The 16,804-nt window shown below is 39.6% G+C and carries 18 protein-coding genes; 16 read left to right on the forward strand and 2 right to left on the reverse strand.

Translation table 11 applies throughout. The features are described from left to right. Positions 1-36: 36 nt before the first annotated feature. Entirely contained in the window at positions 37-639 is a 603-nt protein-coding gene (locus SLU01_RS04615) for a YpjP family protein (protein ID WP_147055836.1), read from the forward strand. A gap of 524 nt (positions 640-1,163) precedes the next feature. Here SLU01_RS04615 and SLU01_RS04620 read toward each other — a convergent pair. After that, positions 1,164-1,613: a hypothetical protein gene (locus SLU01_RS04620; protein ID WP_147055838.1), complete on the reverse strand. Its 450-nt coding sequence runs from the start codon at positions 1,611-1,613 to the stop codon at positions 1,164-1,166. Between the two features lie 1,165 nt (positions 1,614-2,778). Between SLU01_RS04620 and SLU01_RS04625 the strand changes: the two genes are divergently transcribed. Together SLU01_RS04625 and SLU01_RS04630 are read left to right on the forward strand one after the other, a co-directional pair. Then, positions 2,779-3,723: a thymidylate synthase gene (locus SLU01_RS04625; protein ID WP_147055840.1), complete on the forward strand. Its 945-nt coding sequence runs from the start codon at positions 2,779-2,781 to the stop codon at positions 3,721-3,723. Positions 3,724-3,747: 24 nt separating this feature from the next. Beyond that, positions 3,748-4,236: a dihydrofolate reductase gene (locus SLU01_RS04630; protein WP_147055842.1), complete on the forward strand. Its 489-nt coding sequence runs from the start codon at positions 3,748-3,750 to the stop codon at positions 4,234-4,236. A 241-nt stretch (positions 4,237-4,477) separates the two neighbouring features. On the opposite strand, the gene trhA is transcribed toward SLU01_RS04630, so the two are convergent. Continuing rightward, the gene (gene trhA, locus SLU01_RS04635; protein ID WP_147055844.1) at positions 4,478-5,113 is read right to left on the reverse strand and encodes a PAQR family membrane homeostasis protein TrhA; all 636 of its coding nucleotides are present in this window, start codon (positions 5,111-5,113) and stop codon (positions 4,478-4,480) included. An 82-nt stretch (positions 5,114-5,195) separates the two neighbouring features. On the opposite strand from trhA, the gene fakB reads away from it, so the two are divergent. The 13 genes from fakB to SLU01_RS04700 all read left to right on the forward strand — a co-directional run bounded on the left by fakB (position 5,196) and on the right by SLU01_RS04700 (position 16,798). Continuing rightward, positions 5,196-6,035, forward strand: coding sequence for a DegV family protein (gene fakB, locus SLU01_RS04640; RefSeq protein ID WP_147055846.1), 840 nt, complete (start codon positions 5,196-5,198; stop codon positions 6,033-6,035). Positions 6,036-6,081: 46 nt separating this feature from the next. Beyond that, the gene (locus tag SLU01_RS04645; protein ID WP_246110875.1) at positions 6,082-6,894 is read left to right on the forward strand and encodes a GDSL-type esterase/lipase family protein; all 813 of its coding nucleotides are present in this window, start codon (positions 6,082-6,084) and stop codon (positions 6,892-6,894) included. Positions 6,895-6,906: 12 nt separating this feature from the next. Then, complete coding sequence (locus SLU01_RS04650) at positions 6,907-7,482, forward strand: YpmS family protein (protein ID WP_147055848.1); 576 nt, start codon at positions 6,907-6,909, stop codon at positions 7,480-7,482. A 28-nt stretch (positions 7,483-7,510) separates the two neighbouring features. Continuing rightward, positions 7,511-8,041 carry a peptide-methionine (S)-S-oxide reductase MsrA gene (msrA, locus tag SLU01_RS04655; RefSeq protein WP_147055849.1) on the forward strand — a complete coding sequence of 177 codons (531 nt, stop codon included), beginning with the start codon at positions 7,511-7,513 and terminating at the stop codon, positions 8,039-8,041. Beyond that, complete coding sequence (msrB, locus tag SLU01_RS04660) at positions 8,038-8,463, forward strand: peptide-methionine (R)-S-oxide reductase MsrB (RefSeq protein ID WP_147055851.1); 426 nt, start codon at positions 8,038-8,040, stop codon at positions 8,461-8,463. The genes msrA and msrB overlap by 4 nt, the downstream gene beginning before the upstream one ends. A 14-nt stretch (positions 8,464-8,477) precedes the next feature. Beyond that, on the forward strand, positions 8,478-8,699 hold the full coding sequence (locus SLU01_RS04665) for a YozE family protein (protein WP_147055853.1): 222 nt from the start codon (positions 8,478-8,480) through the stop codon (positions 8,697-8,699). A gap of 80 nt (positions 8,700-8,779) precedes the next feature. Then, positions 8,780-9,481 (forward strand): purine-nucleoside phosphorylase, encoded by a 702-nt coding sequence (gene deoD, locus SLU01_RS04670; RefSeq protein ID WP_147055855.1) that lies wholly within the window; start codon positions 8,780-8,782, stop codon positions 9,479-9,481. An 87-nt stretch (positions 9,482-9,568) separates the two neighbouring features. Next, the gene (locus tag SLU01_RS04675) at positions 9,569-11,068 is read left to right on the forward strand and encodes a lmo1851 family serine protease (protein ID WP_147055856.1); all 1,500 of its coding nucleotides are present in this window, start codon (positions 9,569-9,571) and stop codon (positions 11,066-11,068) included. 159 nt (positions 11,069-11,227) lie between these two features. Next, positions 11,228-12,139, forward strand: coding sequence for a CobW family GTP-binding protein (locus SLU01_RS04680; RefSeq protein ID WP_147055992.1), 912 nt, complete (start codon positions 11,228-11,230; stop codon positions 12,137-12,139). A 180-nt stretch (positions 12,140-12,319) separates the two neighbouring features. Further along, positions 12,320-13,189, forward strand: coding sequence for a CAP domain-containing protein (locus SLU01_RS04685; RefSeq protein WP_246110876.1), 870 nt, complete (start codon positions 12,320-12,322; stop codon positions 13,187-13,189). 98 nt (positions 13,190-13,287) lie between these two features. After that, positions 13,288-14,718: a spore germination protein gene (locus tag SLU01_RS04690; protein WP_373866389.1), complete on the forward strand. Its 1,431-nt coding sequence runs from the start codon at positions 13,288-13,290 to the stop codon at positions 14,716-14,718. Then, the gene (locus tag SLU01_RS04695) at positions 14,718-15,734 is read left to right on the forward strand and encodes a GerAB/ArcD/ProY family transporter (protein WP_147055860.1); all 1,017 of its coding nucleotides are present in this window, start codon (positions 14,718-14,720) and stop codon (positions 15,732-15,734) included. Before SLU01_RS04690 ends, SLU01_RS04695 begins: the two co-directional genes overlap by 1 nt. Then, positions 15,731-16,798 (forward strand): Ger(x)C family spore germination protein, encoded by a 1,068-nt coding sequence (locus SLU01_RS04700; RefSeq protein WP_147055862.1) that lies wholly within the window; start codon positions 15,731-15,733, stop codon positions 16,796-16,798. Before SLU01_RS04695 ends, SLU01_RS04700 begins: the two co-directional genes overlap by 4 nt. The last annotated feature ends 6 nt before the right edge of the window (positions 16,799-16,804 follow it).

Raw genomic sequence — 16,804 nt, forward strand, 5'->3', positions numbered from 1 at the left:
GGATATAACTATACATAACAATAAGCGGGTGATTAGATGAAAAAACATTTCCAAAAATTAATAATTGCTATCGTCGCTGTGTTGACTCTTGGGGTCATATCACCGAGTCATGAAATTTGGACGACCCTTCAACCTAAAGACAGTTCGAGGGAAGCTGATCTTCCTACTTCTTCGAAACATGAGCTTCAATTAGGGCTCGAAGACTCGATATTTGACCGGGGACGGTTTGAACAGACACCATCTATTGAAGAAGCGCTATTCCATCCTGCGAAAGAAATGGCTTATATGAAATTTGGAACAAAAATTGGTCCCGTCATCCAAAGTGAATTTGACGAGAGCATCTTCCCGAAAATTGAAGAAGTCATCCATTCAACTGTCGCATCAGCTGGCGGGCTTGAAAAAAGAAGTCTTTCCATTACCGAAACGCCTTCCGGTCACTACGCCGAGAAAATCTTTCACGTTTCCGACACAGATGAGAATAAAGATCTGATCCGATTTCATGTAAGAACAGAGAAAAGACCACAAGATGGATATTTCTATAACTTCCATTATCATTCTGCTGACGATAATTTCACAGTACATCATTCATTGGGAGATATCTATTGGTCCAAAAACACGCCTCCAAAATGGTTGTCCTAACACTCGTACAAAATACGGGTGTTTTTTTTATTGCATAAACGCTGATATACCGACATCAATTCACCTCCTGTATTGGAGAGATGTTTAGTTTTAACTAAGTGTTTTTTCGAGTCAGACTTAGATTTTTATAAAGGAAGCGTGGTATAGGTGACTGGACGGCTTTCGAAGAGAAAAAGGAGGACCAGTTTGTTTGGCAGCAGTTAAGACATGCGGCACGATAGTAATTTAGCGGCGTTAATATAGAATACATTCCGAAATAAAAAAGACCAGAAGAATCCCTACTGATCCAGCCAACTAAATTATAGCAAGGAGGGACCTTCTATTAGACTACCGGTATTATAAATAGACTGAGAAGGTATGTAGGATATTGATATAATGAAAACAGCTCCGAGTTTGAGTGCAATACTATGTATTTCATACTGCACTATACAGGGGCAGCTCGGGATGCAATAATCCATCCTATTTGAGCTAGACACTCAAGGATGGATTAGTGTTTTTGGGTTAATCGACATTGGGCCGGCTGATTAGAAAGCGGTCTTAGTTAAAGTAATGCTCGGGACATAGTCACTAATAACCTCAACTATTCCTGTGTCCACGGGAAATATATGGTGTTCTAAACCACCTGCTAAATCACCGGGAAAATCTGGCTTAAACCGATCTAAATAATCAGAGTCCACTGCTTTATAAAAACAAGTCTCAAAATTGTTTAGACGACTCTTATCCCTGGCTGCCTCTGCTTGGGAGGCAAGCATGGACATTGGGATTTCACTGGTATAACGAAAAGATACAACATAGTCTCCCAAGTAGTTTGTACTCTTGTCATATGTGATGTCTACTTTAGTTTTCATTTTATCAACTAGAGTTATAGTTAGTCCCTTGTCACCGAAACTCATGTCGAATTTAACTACTTCAATAAATCCTTTAGTAATTTCATCGGCAGGTTCCCAAGTGATGAGTGTTGGTTTTTTTATCATGCTACGCCCAACTTTCTTTTTTATGGTTCTATTGGTATAAACGACCCTTCATAGTATCTTATTTTGTCGAAAGTGCAAAAAGTTAGGCTACGTGGATATTGTAATGACCATGGATTTGTACTAGTGTTGAGTTGATTTATAAAGTGTTAAGTGTAGCCCTTCACCTGTGTCTTTAACGATTCGTTCATTCGTGTTGAGTATAACTCTCCCAGGCATCGAATCAAAATCTCGTCTTGCTTTCGCATACCCTCAGTATTTGAATAATTAACAAAACTTCCTTTTACATTCGAATATGTTGCATTAGATCTAAACCAACCCATTGATTTTTAGGAGAACATTGAATTGTAATTAAATCATCATCGATTGTTACAATATGAGCCTATCATATTAACTTTTTATTTACAGGAATTTGATTACTATTTCAATTAAATAGTTTTGATACCAATGTGTTTTATTATTGGTGTTAATATAATTGAAATAATGCACTTGAATAAGTTGGAATAATATGTTATAATATTCTGTAAACATTATTAGTAACTAATATTTAACTATTATTATTTTCAATTGATGGAACAGTAATGGTTATTCGATATATTTGTGGATGTCTTATCCAGGAATCTGGAGGTGGAAGATTCTAATTATGTTGATTTTTAAAGAAGAACGATGGCGTCCTAGTATTGTTGGTTGGGGAATGTTCGTTTTCGCAACCATCTTGAATTTAATAATCGAACCTAACCTACCCTCTGTACTTGGCTTTTTAACCGCTGCAATAATAATATTTATTGCAAACATTATTTATGTGTTATACACAAACAAGAAATCAATAAAGGGAAAAAACAAATAGGTTATTTATTATAATAAATTTAAATTACTTTTCTGAAGTATTTTGAAATCACGGATATAGATCATTCGAGTTATAGTAAAGATATATTGGGTGCCTAAGTGATACCCCATTAGTTACCAAAATTAACACCATACGAAATACTGAATTCGGTTTTGTAAGACGTTCAACCCAAGTCAGATATATAGCCATCGCAGTATTTTATTACACAATATTAAAAGTAATGTCGGAAATTGTTCAAAAACACACCGCCGAAATGGTTATCATAAGACCATTTCGGCGGTTTTTGTTATACTGTCAAGTAAGTGTAAGGAGGACGAATAGATGAAACAATATTTGGAGTTATGCTCCCATATCATTGAAAATGGTACAGTGAAAGAAGACAGGACGGGAACGGGTATAATTAGCGTTTTCGGGTATCAAATGAGATACGACCTCCAAAAAGGTTTTCCACTCATGACAACTAAAAAAACCGCTTTTCGCTTAATCGCATCTGAACTTCTTTGGTTTCTAAAAGGAGATACGAATGTTAAAACATTAATTGAAGAGAAAAATCCGATTTGGGATGAATGGGGTTTCGAACGCTGGGTAACTAGCGATGAGTATACCGGTCCTGATATGACGGATTTCGGAAGACGCAGCCAACAAGACGAACAGTTTGCTGCTGTCTATAAAGAACAAATGGCATCATACAAAAAACAAATCGTTGAAAACGAAGCTTTCGCTGAAAAGTATGGCGATCTTGGACCGATTTACGGAAAACAATGGCGCTCCTGGACGACAGGGAATGATTCAGTTGATCAGATTACTGCATTAATTGAAGGACTCAAAAACAATCCTGACTCCAGAAGACATATCGTCACTGCTTGGAATCCGTCGGAAGTGAATGAAATGGCATTGCCTCCGTGTCATGCAATGTTTCAATTTTATGTTGCTGAAGGGAAGCTTTCTTGTCAACTTTATCAAAGAAGCGCGGATGTCTTTCTTGGAGTGCCATTTAATATTGCTTCGTATGCCTTGCTCATTCATTTGATTGCTAAAGAATGCGACTTGGAAGTTGGCGAATTCGTCCACACATTAGGCGATGCACACGTCTACTTGAACCATATTGAACAAGTGAAGGAGCAGCTTTCCAGAACGCCAAAAGAATTACCGGTGCTGCACATTGACATGAATGGCAAATCGACTATATTCGACCTTACGTACGATGATCTTTCCGTTGAGGGCTATGACCCATATCCAAAAATAAAAGCACCGATTGCAGTTTAATAGTTGGTAGGGAGGAAGTAGTAAATGATTTCATTGCTTGTAGCCTATGATTTGAATCGTGTCATTGGGATCGATAATAAAATGCCGTGGCATATCCCTGAAGAATTGAAGTATTTTAAAAAAGTGACGATGGGCAAGGCAATCGTCATGGGGCGCAAAACATACGAATCAATCGGAAGACCATTGCCGGGCCGTTTAAATATAATTATCACCAGGAATGAAGGATATTCGGCCGATGGTGCGGAAGTAGTACATGATCTGCATGAGGCGATTGAAAGAGGAAAAGAATATTCTGATGAAGTCGTTATAATAGGCGGTTCGGAAATCTTCAATTTATCAATGCCAATTGCCGACCGGCTTTATATTACGATTATCAGAAAGCAATACGAAGGCGATACATTCTTCCCTGAACACGACGATAGCTGGAAACTTGTATCCGAATCCGAAGATCACCATACAGAAGACGGCATTCCGTATTCCTATTTAGTATTCGAGCGGAAGAAAGGCGACTAATTATAAACAGTAATTTGTATAATGTGTTTTTTGTTGCTAGGAGTGGAAGGCGGCGAATAGCTACTCGCCCGCCTGTCCAGCTACAGGCGCTAGATGCTCGGGTCATAAGTCAAAGCTGCTACGCGTCAAAGAACGCCACTCCGCATCTTCGCCTTATGCCTGTCGCATCTGAGCAAGCGCCTTTCGCTTTTCCTTGGAAAGCGTCCGCCTGGAACGGAAAGCAACTTTTTGAAGTGCGTCCTCACACATAAAGAAGGATGCTGAAAAACATACAGGCACTGCCGGCGATAACAAAAACATGCCAAATCGCATGATTATAAGGGATCTTTCTCCAAGCATAAAAAACAGAACCGAATGTGTAAAAAATTCCGCCCAGTACCAAAAGGATAATCCCTTCAATCGGCAACTGGATATAAAGCGGTTTAATGGCCGATACAATGAGCCAACCCATGACAATATAGAAAATAAGCGAAACAGTTTCATACTTATGAATGAAAAACACCTTAAACAGGATACCTGCAATCGCAAGGCCCCATATCACTCCAAAAAGGGACCAACCGAGGGCGCCTTGAATCGTTACCAATAAAAAGGGCGTATATGTTCCGGCGATAAGAACATAAATGGCCGAGTGATCGAAAATCGAAAACAATTTTTTCATCTTAACAGGCATACTATGTAATAGTGTGCTCATGAGAAATAGTAGAAACGTGGAAACGCCGAAAATGGTGAAGCTGACAATTGCTAAAGCAGTACCATGTCGAACGCCAGCTAAAATGAGTAGAACGAGTGCAGGAATGCTTAACAGTAATCCAATACCGTGTGTGATCGCATTCCACAGTTCCTCTCTCTGGTTTTTATAATCAAAAGCTTCAGTCATACACACATTTCTCCCTTCTAGTTACTGTTACTATACTAAAATAAGATGAATATCTCCAATATGACGAGGGAAGTGCATTAACATGAAAAAAATACACATTGTCACTGATTCAACAGCAGATTTGATTGAAAACTATACGGACGAATACGATATTCACGTTGTTCCTCTAACGATCCATATTGACGGGGAAACCTTTACGGATAAAATCGATTTGCAACCCGAGTCTTTCATGGAAAAAATGAAAAACAGTAAAGAACTTCCGAAAAGCTCCCAACCGGCTACAGGTGTATTCAAAGATCTTTATGATCGTCTCGGGGCAGATGGAAGCGAAATCATTTCAATCCATATGACGGGTGGCATGAGCGGTACAGTAAAATCAGCAGAAGCCGCTGCTCAAATGACGGATTCAAAAGTGACGGTCATCGACTCGATGTATATATCACACGCCCTGACATTCCAAGTCATCGAAGCCGCCAAAATGGCTCGTGAGGGGAAAAGTGTAAAGGAAATCGAAGAGCGTTTGAAAGATGTCCGCAAAAACACGACATTGTTCGTCGTTGTCGATATACTGGACAATCTAGTGAAAGGCGGACGTGTCGGCAAGGGGAAAGCGATGATTGGTTCATTATTGAACATTAAACCTATCGCGACACTTCAAGACGGCGTTTATACGCCCGTTGGAAAGGCACGCAGCCATAAACAGGTCGTATCCCATTTATTCAAGGCATTCAAGGAAGAAACGGCCGGCAAAATAATTCGTTCCATCGGTATCTCCCATGCAAACGGTATGGCCATGGCGGAACCACTACTGCAACTAATCGAAGATTCTGGTTGGAAGGATGTTAAATTTTCATTCACTTCTCCTATTATTAGCACCCATACAGGAGAAGGGGCAATCGGATTCATGTATTACACCGACTAATTGCAGTTTGAATGGTTCAATAAATAGATAAAGGGGAACTGTGTTTATGAGAAGAATTTTGATTTTGATCGTCTTCTCATTCGTTTTATCCGGATGCCAGGAAGAGGGCATTTCCGAACAAATGCCTTTTTTAGAAAGGGACAACACGGCGTTTGAGGGATTTTTCGTTCCCGATTACTTCATCCCAGAAACAATCAATGTTATTGGTCTTGGGGATTCGCTTACTCAAGGTGTTGGAGATGAACTGAAGAGGGATGGTTATTTCGGTCGGGTCACTCTCGCTATGAATTATTGGAAGGGCGTAAAAGATCTAGAACCTATAAACTTAGCCAAAAGAGGAAGGCGCAGCGACCAATTAATCAAACAGCTTGAAGATGAGGATATTCAGGAGTCCGTCAAAAAAGCGGATGTCATTTATATGACGATCGGCGGGAATGACATGATGAAAATCGTCAAGGCAAATCTTTTCAATTTGACGGAAAAACCGTTTTATGTTGAGTTGGGCAAGTTTGAAAACCGACTTGACGAAGTATTCAAGATGATTCGCGGGTTGAACGGAGATGCGGTGATCGTTGTTGCCGGACTGTATAATCCGTTGTCGATTGTCATTGATGAGGCGAATGAGTTTGATACAATTATAGAAGACTGGAATGAAGCGATTGAAATACAGACGATCATGGATGGTAAAGCCTGTTTTGTGCCAGTTAATGATCTATTTAGCGGAAATGAAAACATGGTATACCATTCCGATTTTTTTCATCCGAACGCAAAAGGATATGAATCAATGGCAAACCGCTTTATTGAAAAAATCGATGCTTGTGGTTTGATCGAATTATCGGATGGGAAATTGGATATGTAGGGGTGGTCGTTTGTGAACGTATGGAAAATAGCATTTTTTAGTTTGGCTGGGTTGATTGCGGTAGGAATTGTAGCACTTATGCTATACATTGATAGCCCTGGCGATTCGGAACCACTTCCCTCGTCTGAGCGAGCGGTTACTAAAGGAAGTATTGTAAGCGTAAAAGCTTCACGGAGCGATTTAGAGGCACTGGCTAATAATTATATCCAGAAGGCGATGAAAGACGAGCCGATTCCTGTAACAATGATCGTCACTAACGATGTCGTTCTGTATTCTGAGTTGACGGTTTTTGGAAGGACATTACCGTTTATTATGCACTTTGATCCCGATATCTTGGACGACGGTAATTTAATGTTGAAACAGACATCGATGGAAATTGGTAATTTGAATATGCAACCGTCAGCTGTATTGCAGGTTTTGCGTGACTCGGTCAAACTCCCGGAATGGATGATTGTAAGACCGAAAGAGGAAGAGATTTTCATCCATCTTACTGAACTTGAAATACCGGGGAATTTACAAGTAAGGGCTAAATCGGTTGATCTTGCGAATGATAATATTGAACTCGAAGTGACAATTCCGAATAACTAAAGTTGTTTCTGATAAGGGAGGACTAATCTTGGCAACTCAAAAAGCGACATTTGCAGGAGGTTGTTTTTGGTGTATGGTAAAGCCTTTTGACCGGTATGAGGGAGTCATCTCCGTCGTGTCAGGATATACGGGTGGAGATGTTGAAAATCCGACATATGAACTCGTCTGTACAAATACGACCGGGCATCGGGAAGCTGTTCAAATCACATTTGACGACGAAATCATTTCCTATGAGGAACTCCTTTCAATTTTTTGGAGACAGATCGATCCAACAGATGCCGGTGGACAATTTTTTGATCGGGGCGAATCGTATCGCACAGCGATTTTTACACATACAGAAGAGCAAAATGAACTTGCATTGAAATCGAAACAAGAACTGGAGGCTTCAGGGAAATTCGATAAATCAATACAAACAGATATACTTCCTGCTAAGCCGTTTTATGCTGCGGAAGAGGGCCATCAAGACTATTACTTGAAAAACCCATCACATTATAATCGCTACGCAGTTGGATCTGGACGCGAACATTTCAAATCTGAACATTGGAGTGAAGATAAATGAAGGAAGACCTTAAAAAAACGTTAACACCGATACAATACCATGTGACTCAAGAAAACGGGACTGAACCTCCTTTTAGAAATGAATTTGACAGCCATTTCGAAGACGGCATATATGTAGATATCGTATCTGGCAAACCGCTATTCAGTTCAAAGGATAAGTATGATGCAGGATGCGGCTGGCCCAGCTTTACGAAGCCTATTGAAAGCGTAGAAGTGACTGAGCATTTTGACGAAAGTCACGGAATGCGAAGAACAGAAGTACGAAGCAAAACCGCAGATTCCCATTTAGGACACGTCTTCCCAGATGGACCTGGACCCGAAGGATTACGCTACTGCATCAACTCAGCAGCCCTCCGTTTCATCCCTGCCAATCAGCTTAAGGACGAAGGATATGAGGAGTACACGAAACTATTCAATAACTAAGTGGGGGTTTCTCAATGGACCGTTCTTTTTATCAATTCGTCTTATCGTTCCGTGGTGGAAAGAAAGACGATCAGAAAGCCGTTTTTGCAGAAGCAATGTTTAATGATCACGCATTTCCGAAAGGTGAAAAAAGCTTCGACCCCCTATCAAGATATTTGGAAGAAAAAGCGGACCCCGAAATGCCAAGCATCATTTTTGATGAGTTATATGCATTATACGAAGAGCGCTATCGGTAATCTGTTGCATCATCTTCATTGCATAAATAACTGTTTAACTGTATGATGAGTAAAGAAATTTGAAAGTGAGGCAGTGTAAAATGAGCATACATATCAATGCAAAAAAAGGCGATATCGCCGACACGATTCTTTTACCAGGTGATCCATTACGCGCTAAATATATTGCGGAAACATTCTTGGAAGACGTTACCCAGTATAATGAAGTAAGGAATATGTTCGGATACACAGGTACTTATAAAGGAAAACGAATTTCAGTTCAAGGAACGGGCATGGGTGTTCCATCCATTTCCATCTACATTACAGAATTAATGCAAGAATACGACGTCCAAAAGCTAATCCGCGTCGGAACTTGTGGTGCAATTCAAAAAGATGTTAAAGTGAGAGACGTCATTTTGGCACAAAGCGCAACGACTAATTCACCAATCAATCGAACATTCTTCAATGGCGTCGACTACGCACCTACTGCAAACTTCGACCTATTGCTTAAAGCTTATAATGCCGGCCATGAAAAAGGATTACATTTACAAGTAGGAAACGTCTTCACGGAAGACTTCTTCTACAATGAACATGCTGAGCATGAGAAGCTCGCTCAATATGGCGTGCTTGCAGTTGAAATGGAAACAGCAGCTCTTTACACATTAGCTGCGAAATTCGGAAGACAGGCATTATCCGTCTTGACAGTGAGCGATCATATTTTAACGGGTGAAGTAACATCTGCAGAAGAGCGCCAGACGACATTCAATGAAATGATTGAAGTCGCTTTAGATGCTGCTATTCAATAATCTCGTAACGGAGGACCGCTTGCTATAACAGCGGCGGTCCTTTTTTTGAATGAACTTGAATCTTGAGGATAGAAAGTGGGGAATGGGATGGAAGAAAAAGAGAATAATGCCGGAAACGAAGAAGAAACGAAGTACCAGCCTCCGGCAAAACGACATATTCAGATGAAACCGTTTTCCTTAGTCATGCTCATATTCGGACTAGTTCTAGCAACTGCAACTGTGACGTTTTTTGCGTTGACTACAGGTGAAGGTAAGGTTGTAGAAGTCGTCAGTCCCCAAAATCCGGCAGTTGATCGGAAAGAATTTAAAAAGTTGTATGAAGCCTACGATGAAATGAAAAAAACATACTATAATGATATCGATGAAACCTTAATAATTGACGGTGCCATTAACGGAATGATCGAGGCACTTGGTGATCCTTTCTCGGATTATTTAAATGAAAAGGAAGCACGGCAATTAAACGAAAGCATCTCTTCAAGCTTTGAGGGGATCGGTGCTGAAATACGGGAATCGGATGGGTATATTAGTGTAGTTTCACCGATCAAAAATTCTCCGGCAGAACGTGCAGGTCTTTTGCCAAACGATCTTATTGTTGCAGTGGATGGCGAAAGTATCCAAGGAATGTCTTCATCCGAAGCAGTGTTGCTGATCCGAGGCGAAAAAGGATCGACCGTCACGTTAACAGTCCGTCGTGGAGAAATGGCTGAACCTTTCGATGTCAAAATCGAACGTGATGTCATTCCGATTGAAACGGTATATGCTGAATTACTTGATAACAAAATTGCCCATATTCGAATTACTAGCTTTTCTGAACATACGTACGAAGAATTGCTTGCAGCTTTGGATGAAATGGAAGCGCAAGGAATGGAAGGCTTGATTGTAGATGTTCGGCAAAACCCTGGCGGTATGCTGAATACGGCAATTGATATATCCGACCTATTCGTCGAAAAAGATAAGAACCTCTTCCAATACCAAGGAAAAGGTCATAACCCTGAAGTATATGTTGCCTCTGGCGGCCGGAAAGTGGAAGTACCAGTAACATTGGTCATTGATGACGGAAGTGCATCTGCATCAGAAATCTTGGCAGGAGCATTGAAGGAATCTGCAAACGTTCCTCTTATCGGTATTAAAACGTACGGAAAAGGGACAGTTCAAACACCAAAAGATTTAGCCGATGGTTCAAACCTGAAGCTGACAACTGCAAAATGGTTGACGCCTGACGGAAATTGGATCCATGAAAAAGGGATTGAGCCTGATATCGAAGTGCAGTATCCTTCATACGCAACGCTTCCTTTCCTAGACCCTACAGTTGAGATGAAGGAAGGAATGGTATCCCCTGCAATTAAAACTGCTGAGGAGATGCTGGATGCCGTTGGATATGATCCGGGAGAAATCGATGGCCTATACGACCAAAAGACGGAAGAGGCTATCAAATCACTGCAAAAGAGCTTATCTTTAACAGTGGACGGCGTCCTAGTCGGCGAGACAACTTTCGGTTTAATGAATGAACTAAGAGAAAAAATGCAAGAAGAAGACCCGCAGCTACTAAAAGCCAAGGAAGTCTTATTGGAGCAATTGAAGAAATAATAACTGAAAAGCGTCCACTCCTTTAGGGATGTGGATGCTTTTCGGCTATATGAGATGAATTTAAAAGTTTTACATTTGCTCTAGAATTGGAACGGAAAGCGTCCGCCTGGAGTGGAAATCTGGTATATGTATAGATTATATAAAAAAGAGGGATCTATAATGATCGATGTTTATTTACTAAGTGGTTTCTTAGGAAGCGGAAAGACATCTTTACTGATGAATTTAATAGCTCAATTGAAAGAGCAAGGGAAAAAGCCTGCAGTGCTCATGAATGAGTTTGGCTCCATTTCCATAGATTCGGATACCGTCGGACAGTCCAAGGATGTTCCTTTAAAAGAACTGCTTAATGGATGTATTTGCTGTACCGGCTCCGAGAAAACGGAAGCACAGCTCCAAGGATTGTTAGAAGAACATGAAGAAATAGATGTCATATTAATTGAAACGACTGGCGCAGCCCATCCTGTAGAGGCGTTAGATGCCGTCTATTCGCCTTTATTTGCTGATCGATTAACTATAAAAGGAATCATCACTGTCGCAGATGCTAAACGATGGCTAGAACGGGATAAAATGTCCCCGCAAATTCGGTCATTGTTCATGGAGCAGATTCGCCATGCGCATATTCTTTTAGCCAATAAAACCGATTTATTGACCGAGGGAGAACTGGCGACTGTTTCTATGGAACTGGCAAATTACAATGATACAGCTCCGATCATACAGACAGCGAATGGACATATTGCTTTTTCTTTTATTGAAGAAACACTTGGAAAGATGCAAAAATCTGAACGTCCTACGATCGTATCAGGAAAAAACCTTCCATTGTCGTCAAAATTGATCACTTTTGACAATGCAGTCGAAAAAGACGAATTTGAAAGTTGGGTCAGATCTTTGCCAGATACGGTCTATCGAATGAAAGGATATGTTCCATTAAAGGGTTCTAAAAATCCATTCCTTTTCCAATATGCTTACGGAATGGTTAATTGGATTCCTGAATATGTTAAAATGGAAGCTCGTTTAGTTGTGATTGGCGAAGGAATCAGCGATATAGAATATGGGGGAACTCCAAAGCACTGATGAGATTGTCAACCCCATTTCAAATGAAATAATATACGGGGAATCCAGTACTATCCATTTTCCACATTTTCAAGCTACCTTTGTCAAGGTGTTTTGAAATCTAATGGATAGTATGGTAATTCATTCTAATTCTTCTCTTCTTCCATGCGATATGATAGTTTGCGAAGGGAGGAGTTAGAGATGAAAAAATCGATGTCTATCATCTTACTCGGTTCGGCGCTCTTACTGCCGAACAACAATAGTGTTGAAGCTTCTTATCAAAATAATGAGGTCAATAGTTATAAAGATTTAAAGAACGTAGAATACTATGTTACATACGGAGAACAGTCTTTTACGTATAATGGACAAGAAGTTAATCGCTATGTAAATAACTACGAAAATCTTTTTGGTAAAGAGCTAGGCTTTAAAACTCAAGTGAAAAAACTTGTGAAATTGAATTTGGGTGATTATTTTAAAACTGTCGAACAGGCTAAACCTGAAACACCATCCAAGCCGGTAGAACAGGTTAAACCTGAAACACCATCTAAACCAGTAGAACAAGCTAAACCTGAAACACCATCTAAACCAGTGGAACAAGCTAAACCTGAAACACCAACACCGGTAGAACCATCGACTCAAGAGCCTACACAGCCGGAAGTTGAAAAACCGTCTACCAATACTGTGGATACATCGGTTTCTGCTATAGAGAAGGCCGTTCTTGATTTAACAAATGCTGAAAGACAAAAAGCTGGCCTACAGCCATTACAAGCTGATACAAAACTAATGAATTCAGCACGTCAAAAGTCTGCCGATATGGCTGCTAATAATTATTTCTCCCATACAAGCCCGACTTATGGATCTCCATTTGACCAAATGAAATCAAATGGCATCAGCTATCGCTCAGCTGCAGAAAACATTGCCATGGGGCAACGTTCAGCTGAGGAAGTCGTTAAAGCTTGGATGGAGTCGCCAGGACATAGACAAAATATCCTAACAGCAGAATTTACCCACATTGGCATCGGTTATGATGCAAACGGTAAATATTGGACACAACAATTCATCCAAAAATAAAAAAATAGCAAGAGCATAGCTGGGAACGTCTCAGCTATGCTCTTTTTTTGCATAAAAGCGATTTCTTGAGGCGATACTTTAAACGTGGGGTGAGAGCATTGGGCATTGAAGGGAATTCTGTAATCGATAAAAAAACTGTAAAACAACTATTTTTCGATTCATCCGATCTCGTAGTAACGGATATTGATTGGCCAACAGGAAAAGGGGTTTTATGCTATTATTCGTCTTTGGCTGACGGAACTGAAGTAAACAAGCAAATTGATATTATTCAGCAACGAGCATCAAAGAAGATAGACAACTGGGGGAAAACGGCTGTTTCGGATGTCATGCCTTTTTCTGAAGCGGACCTTGTAAATTCTGTCTGCGATGGTTTATCAGTCATCATTTTTCAACAATCCAAGGTGATGGTGACCATATCAGCGCAAAGCACGATTGGCAGGACGCCTGGTGAACCGGCAACAGAACAGGTTATCCGTGGACCACATGACGGTTTTATTGAGAGGACACAACAAAATATTACACTCATCCGCCAAAAACTTTCAAGAAATGATCTTGTCGTCAGAAAGTTTAAAATGGGGAAAAAGACAACAACGGAAATTACATACTTATTCATCGATTCCATTGCGGATAAAGAAGTTATCAAACTATTCGAATCCCGATTGCAGGATATACAAGAAGAAACAATTATGAATTCTGGCGAATTCGAAGATTATTTGGAGGAATCTATTTTTTCGCCTTTTCCACAGCTACTGACAACAGAAAGACCCGATCGAGTCGTCTTTAACTTAATGGAGGGTAAAATTGCAATTTTCGTAAACAATTCGCCAAGTGCAATGATTGCACCTGTTAGTTTTTTTTCTTTTTTTCAATCTCCCGATGATTTTAATGGCCGTGTCGTCGTCGGTTCCTTTTTCAGGCTGCTTCGTGTTATGAGTTTGATAATGGCAATCTATCTCCCCGCATTTTATATTGCGGTTGTTGGCTTTCATTCAGAGATATTACCGATAGAACTCAGCAAAAAGGTGAAGTTGGCAATCAATGAAATTCCGTATCGTCCTATTTTCGAAGCAATCATATTGGAAATCTTCATTGAATTGATTAGGGAGGCGAGTATCAGGTTGCCGAAACCAATTGGCCAGACAATTGGTGTGGTAGGCGGTTTGATAATCGGTGATGCGATTGTCAATGCAGGCCTCGTCTCTAATTTAATGGTCATTGTCGTAGCTTTAACAGCTATTTCTAGTTTTGTCATTCCTACCGTTGAAATGAATATGTCCATTCGGATTTTACGATTCCCATTTATGCTTGCGGCAGCGATGTTTGGATTTTTCGGAATGGCTATCGGAACATTGATTTTGGTTATACACCTTTTGACATTAACTTCTTTGAAACAACCGTATTTTTCTCCGTTCATTCCATTAGATACATCAAGAATCTTGCATGTGTTTTTAAGAGTACCGTATTCGAAATTCCATAAACAACAAAAGACTTTCACATTCATCGGTAAAAAGAAAGGTCGGAAATCATAATGTTCACATTATCGAGAGTCCAATTTTTCTTATTTTTGTTCATCATTCAGACAGGCACCGTATTCATTTCATTTCAATCCCGTTTTATCATGGCATCTGATCATAATGCCTGGGTAATCTTTATATTTGCAGGTAGCTTGCATTATGTACAGCTATTGCTGTTTGAAAAGTTCCATAAAAGGTTTAATCCGGGTAAGGCTGTTTCTCATTTATATATTGCTTATTGGATAATTATCACCATTTCATTTTTGTCCTACATTAATTACACACTATCGGTGTGGATATTCCCCCACACACCACAATTTATCACAATGGCAACGATTGTAGGTGTCTCACTATATGCGAATACAAGAAGACCGGAAACAATCATCAACTTACCAATTGTCATCATCCCACTTATTCCTATCTTCATTGTATTCCTTTTCATGTCTTTGCCGGATTTAGTATGGACAAGGCTTTTCCCGCTGGATGTTATGGAATATAAGCCATTATTAAAAGGGTTATTTCTTTCACAAGCAACGTTCATCGGAATTGAGATTTTTCTTTTTTTAAGACAATATGTCAAAGATGATGAGCAGGTTAAAGGTAAGCCAATCTTCATTTATCAATCCATTTGGTTTCTTTTTTTCTTTACAACAGTGATTTTTGTTTTGCTCTATTTCCCAATCTCAGGACTTAAATTTGTGACGGAGCCACTTCTTCAACTGTTGAAATATCAGAAGGTGACATTTGTTGAACGTCTTGACATGTTTTTTCTGTACATTTGGGTGATTTGGAGTGCTATAACGGTGATACTTTATAACTTCATGATTATTCATACACGTAAAATCCATTTTAAGAATACAAGCAATCGCTTTATTATTCTTTTACATTTGATCCTTGTCGTCGCTTCAGTCTATTTGGCGACAAAAGACAGGGTAGAAATTGTCCGAAGAGCAATCATCTACATCCACATTGTTTTTTCAATTTTGGTTCCTATTATCGTCATCCTCATGGATCGGAGGGAAAAGAAATGAAAAAAGGATTATTGATTATAATTATGATGCTCCTTCTTGGCGGTTGCTGGGATGAGGCACAATACAAAGATGTTACAATCGTTCCGGTTATGGGAATAGAGAAGGATGGCGAAGAAATAAAAACGATATTTTCATTTCCCACTTTTGAAAATGGAATGATCAATTACAGTACCTCGGAAGGAAAGGGGTTTTCGACATGGAACGCGCGATATGATGCAAACCAACGCACAATGGAGGCATTGAATCTCGCCCATCTGGAAGTGTTATTAGTATCCGACAATCTTGCTAAAAAGGATATTTATGAACCGTTGGATATGTTTTTCAGGACACCCAAAAATCGGATTACTAGTTATATAGCGATAATCGAAGGGGATATGGAACAATATTTCAATCTTCCTGAGGATGTTAATACCGATGTAGCAGATTTCTATCCAGAACTGCTTCATACTGCAGTTCTGTATACATTTGTTGCCGAAAACACATTGGGCGAAACAGCTAAAATACTTAGAGAAGAATCGATGGACTTATCTTTGCCGTATATGACCCTCAACGAAAAAGGAATTCCAACAGTGGAAGGGATTGCTCTATTCAGCAATTATAAATTTACGGGGAAAACGCTAAGGAAAGAAGAGTCGATTGCAGCAAATATTATGAAAGACAATCTTGGTAAGCATACCTATCTCACCTATAAATGGCGGCAAAAGGAAAGCCCTATTACAATTGAAATTATAAGTGTACACAGAAAGATCAAAATTACCCATGACAAGATTGATTTGAATTATGTCATTGATATCGGTGTTGATGAATTTCCTAAAAACGGCTTGTATAAAAATGATATGAGAAGAGAAACAGAAAACTTCTTATCTGACGAAATGAAGAGGGATTTTAATAAAGTAATTCAGAAAACCCAAGAAGCGAAAAGTGATATTTTCGGTTTTGGCAGAAGAGTTCATGCATTTCATTCAGAATTATGGGAGCGTGGAGATTGGCAGGAAACATATGCGACTTTTCCAATCGAAGTCGATGTAAAAGTTAGGATGAAAAGGACGAATATTTTAGACTGAAAAATC

The sequence above is a fragment of the Sporosarcina luteola genome (assembly GCF_007991495.1).
In the GTDB taxonomy this organism is placed as follows: domain Bacteria; phylum Bacillota; class Bacilli; order Bacillales_A; family Planococcaceae; genus Sporosarcina; species Sporosarcina luteola.

Coding starts and splice junctions, on each gene's coding strand:
- SLU01_RS04665 (WP_147055853.1), top strand. CDS start 8,478: ATGGACCGTTCTTTTTATCAATTCGTCTTATCGTTCCGTGGTGGAAAG.
- SLU01_RS04685 (WP_246110876.1), top strand. CDS start 12,320: ATGAAAAAATCGATGTCTATCATCTTACTCGGTTCGGCGCTCTTACTG.
- SLU01_RS04695 (WP_147055860.1), top strand. CDS start 14,718: ATGTTCACATTATCGAGAGTCCAATTTTTCTTATTTTTGTTCATCATT.
- trhA (WP_147055844.1), bottom strand. CDS start 5,113: ATGACTGAAGCTTTTGATTATAAAAACCAGAGAGAGGAACTGTGGAAT.
- SLU01_RS04625 (WP_147055840.1), top strand. CDS start 2,779: ATGAAACAATATTTGGAGTTATGCTCCCATATCATTGAAAATGGTACA.
- SLU01_RS04700 (WP_147055862.1), top strand. CDS start 15,731: ATGAAAAAAGGATTATTGATTATAATTATGATGCTCCTTCTTGGCGGT.
- fakB (WP_147055846.1), top strand. CDS start 5,196: ATGAAAAAAATACACATTGTCACTGATTCAACAGCAGATTTGATTGAA.
- deoD (WP_147055855.1), top strand. CDS start 8,780: ATGAGCATACATATCAATGCAAAAAAAGGCGATATCGCCGACACGATT.
- SLU01_RS04680 (WP_147055992.1), top strand. CDS start 11,228: ATGATCGATGTTTATTTACTAAGTGGTTTCTTAGGAAGCGGAAAGACA.
- SLU01_RS04645 (WP_246110875.1), top strand. CDS start 6,082: ATGAGAAGAATTTTGATTTTGATCGTCTTCTCATTCGTTTTATCCGGA.
- SLU01_RS04620 (WP_147055838.1), bottom strand. CDS start 1,613: ATGATAAAAAAACCAACACTCATCACTTGGGAACCTGCCGATGAAATT.
- SLU01_RS04675 (WP_147055856.1), top strand. CDS start 9,569: ATGGAAGAAAAAGAGAATAATGCCGGAAACGAAGAAGAAACGAAGTAC.
- SLU01_RS04630 (WP_147055842.1), top strand. CDS start 3,748: ATGATTTCATTGCTTGTAGCCTATGATTTGAATCGTGTCATTGGGATC.
- SLU01_RS04615 (WP_147055836.1), top strand. CDS start 37: ATGAAAAAACATTTCCAAAAATTAATAATTGCTATCGTCGCTGTGTTG.
- msrB (WP_147055851.1), top strand. CDS start 8,038: ATGAAGGAAGACCTTAAAAAAACGTTAACACCGATACAATACCATGTG.